Here is a 388-nt window from a genome sequence, read left to right as displayed (position 1 = left end):
ACGGCGTAAATTATGAATACTATAGTAAAGATTATGATATTAAAAACTCATTCCCGGATATTGTAATTAAATATGGCAAACATCAAATTATTATAGAAGTTAAAGACGCAACTAAAGACTATGATAAAGAGAAGACTAAAAAAATTATAGAAGCTTATCGTTCTTATATTGATGACCAAATGGACAATAGTTTCGTCTTATTGCCTTTGACTTTATTGGTTTGCAAGGTTAAAAAAGAAGATTCTCAAAACAAAAAAAGTGGAAAAATGGAAATAACTTTTGAAGGTGCAAGCACAAATGAGTTATTCAATGACAAAATTAATGATGGCACATTTGACAAAAAAGGACATGCTATAGAAAATCTTTTTAAGGATATGTTTGATGTCAT

The 388-nt window shown here is 28.1% G+C and carries 1 protein-coding gene; it reads left to right on the top strand.

From position 1 onward, the window contains the following. Window positions 1–388, top strand: a 388-nt coding sequence (locus tag KQ878_RS03725) for a hypothetical protein (RefSeq protein ID WP_373422578.1), incomplete at both ends; no start/stop codon positions are given.

The organism is Mycoplasma zalophidermidis (assembly GCF_018913985.1).
GTDB classification, from domain to species: domain Bacteria; phylum Bacillota_I; class Bacilli_A; order Mycoplasmatales; family Metamycoplasmataceae; genus Mycoplasmopsis; species Mycoplasmopsis zalophidermidis.
This window is presented reverse-complemented; position numbering and strand designations above follow the sequence as displayed.